Genomic DNA, 2,725 nt, shown 5'->3' with positions numbered 1-2,725 from the left:
CGCTGGCGACATCGATGCCGACGATGCAGGCCTTGAGCCAGAACGCGGCGCTGGCCCGCATCGTCGGCATCGATGTCGCCAGCGTGGTGCGCGTCACCTGGGTCATCGGCGGCGCTCTCGCCTGCGTCGCCGGCGTGATGATCGGCATTCTGGTGCAGATCCGCCCGTTCATGGGCTTCGACATGCTGCTGCCGATGTTCGCCGCCGCCATTCTCGGCGGCATCGGCAGCATTCCCGGTGCGGTGCTCGGCGGCCTGATCATCGGGCTCGCCGAGGCTGGTGCGGTGCAGTTGATCGGCGCCGAGTGGCGCGCCGCCGTTTCCTTCATCATCCTGATGGCGGTGCTGTTCGTGCGGCCGATCGGCCTGTTTGGTGTGAGGGAACGCTGATGGACCTGCTCGGCTACGGCGCCTTCTTCCTGACCACAGCGCTGATCTTCTCGCTGGTCACGCTAGGGCTCAATTTGCAGTGGGGCCTGACCGGGCTGTTCAATGTCGGCCTCGCCGGCTTCGTCGCCATCGGCGCCTACACATCGGCGCTGCTGACCACACCGGACGATGCCGCGCGGCTGGGCGGCTTCGGCCTGCCGATCCTTGTCGGCTGGGCGGGCGCCATGGTCGTCGGCGGCATCGCTGCAGCGCTTACCGGCATGGCAACGCTGCGGCTGAAATCCGACTATCTGGCGATCACCACCTTCGGCGTCGCCGTCGTCGTGCAACTGGTCGCGCTCAACGCGCAGAAACTGACCGGCGGCCCGTTCGGCATCGGTTTTATTCCGCGCCCCTTCGGCAGCCTTGCCGAGACGCCGCTGCTGTTCAACCTGTCCAACCTTGGCGTGGTCTCGGTGGTGACGCTGATCGCCTATCTCGCCTTGGAACATTTGTCGCGCAGCCCGTGGGGGCGGGTCTTGAAGGCGTTGCGCGAGGATGAGCGGGCGGCGATCTCGCTTGGCAAGAGCGCGCGTTTCTACCGCGTCCAGGCCTTTGCCGTCGGCGGCGCCATCATGGCGCTGGCCGGCGCGCTGCAGGCGCATTTCACCGGCTTCATCGCGCCGGACAATTATCTGCCGATCCTGACCTTCCAGGTCTGGGTGATGCTGATCGTCGGCGGTTCCGGCAGCAATCTCGGCGCCGTCATCGGCAGCATCCTGGTGTGGGCGATATGGGCCGGATCGGGCACGCTGACCAGCATCCTCTTCCCGCCGGAACAGCAGGCTCGCGCCGCCGCGCTGCAGATCGCCGCCATCGGCGTCATGCTCTGCGTCATACTGCTGATCCGGCCGAACGGCCTATTCGGCGACAGACCGCGGCGGTCCTGGTTAGGTAAGCGGGCGAAGGCGGCGACGGCCAGGAGCATTTCGCCGTCATGAATGCCACGGTTCGGCGGGAAACGCATGGCGCTTCGCTGTGGCATGCCGTCAGCCGCAACCGCCGCGAGCGGCCGGCGCTGCAGAGCGGGCTCGCTGTCGACCTGGCCATCGTCGGCGGTGGCTTTTCCGGTCTTTCCACCGCGCTGCACGCGGCGGGGAAAGGCCTTTCCGTCGCCGTTCTCGAAGCCGAATTCATCGCCTGGGGTGCGACCGGCAGGAATGCGGGCTTTGTCGTGCCGAACTTCGCCAAAATGGATCCAGTCGACATACTGGCCCATCTCGGACCGTCGCGCGGCGAAAGGCTGATCGATTTCGCCGCCGGCAGCGCCGACCTGGTCTTCCGCCTGATCCGGCAGCACGGCATCGACTGCGACGCCGTGCAGAACGGATGGATCCAGCCTGCGCATTCGCCTGCCGCCTTCGAGAAGGTCAAGTCACGTGCCGGGCAATGGGCACAGCTTGGCCGGCCGGCAGTCACATTGGACCGGCAGGAAATCGAAGCCCTGACGGGCGTGCCGGGCTATGCCGGCGGCTGGATGGATCGTTGCGGCGGCGTGCTCAATCCGGTCGCCTATGCGCGCGGGCTTGCCGATGCGGCGGAGAAAGCCGGCGCGAAGGTCTTCGAGCAGACGCGCGTCGCCTCGGTTGATCGCATAGCCGATGGCTGGATGCTAAAAACCCCATCTGGCTCAGTACGCGCCGGCAAGGTGCTGATCGCCACCAACGCCTATGGCTGGTCCCTCAATCCGTCATTGCAGCGAACCTATTTCCCGCTGAAAGTCTTCCAGACCGCGACAGCGCCATTGCCTCGTGAAGTACGCAGCCGGTTGCTTCCCGGCGGGCAAGGCGTCGGTGACACCAGACGCAATCTGTTCACCTTCCGCTTCGACGCCGAAAACCGGCTGATCAGCGGCGGCATGAACATCCTTGGCGCTGGTGCCGACACGCGCGTACCGCAGACGATTTGGCGAAGGCTTGGTCGGCATCTCGGTCTGCCCGACCTGCCGCCGCTTGCCTACAGCTGGTCGGGAATGGCAGCGGTTGAACCGGATTTCCTGCCGCACCTGATCGACCTCGGTCCGGGCCTGATCGCCGGACGCGCCTGCAACGGCCGCGGCATCGCGATGACAACGGCGATGGGCAAGGTGCTGGCGGACTGGGCCTCTGGAACCGAGGCCCGCGACCTGCCGCTGCCCTATGCGTCGCCGGCGCCAATCCCGTTCCATGCCTTGCTGCGGCACGCGCCCAACATGCTGCTCGGCTGGAGCATGCTGCGCGACCGGCTGGACGGGACGAGCTAGGCCGACGGCTACCTGGCAGCGTCAAGGTTTGCCGACAGCACGGCGGCCGCCATCG

Annotated in this window: 3 protein-coding genes; all 3 read left to right on the top strand. The window is 66.6% G+C overall.

Annotated elements, in window-relative coordinates; translation table 11 throughout:
* Positions 1-389 (top strand): branched-chain amino acid ABC transporter permease (locus EN750_RS27990; RefSeq protein WP_145967967.1); only part of this gene is annotated, 389 nt, incomplete at its 5' end.
* Positions 386-1,369: a branched-chain amino acid ABC transporter permease gene (locus tag EN750_RS27985; RefSeq protein ID WP_164874023.1), complete on the top strand. Its 984-nt coding sequence runs from the start codon at positions 386-388 to the stop codon at positions 1,367-1,369. The genes EN750_RS27990 and EN750_RS27985, both read left to right, overlap by 4 nt.
* On the top strand, positions 1,366-2,670 hold the full coding sequence (locus tag EN750_RS27980) for an FAD-dependent oxidoreductase (protein WP_127398651.1): 1,305 nt from the start codon (positions 1,366-1,368) through the stop codon (positions 2,668-2,670). The genes EN750_RS27985 and EN750_RS27980 overlap by 4 nt, the downstream gene beginning before the upstream one ends.
* The last annotated feature ends 55 nt before the right edge of the window (positions 2,671-2,725 follow it).

This window comes from Mesorhizobium sp. M7A.F.Ca.ET.027.03.2.1, assembly GCF_003999175.1.
Taxonomy (GTDB): Bacteria; Pseudomonadota; Alphaproteobacteria; order Rhizobiales; family Rhizobiaceae; genus Mesorhizobium.
The sequence above is the reverse complement of the archived record's forward strand: the minus strand, read 5'-3'. Positions and strand labels throughout refer to the sequence as shown.

Bases quoted from the DNA above. Each gene is read 5' to 3' on its own strand.
- EN750_RS27980 (WP_127398651.1), top strand. From the start codon at position 1,366: ATGAATGCCACGGTTCGGCGGGAAACGCATGGCGCTTCGCTGTGGCAT.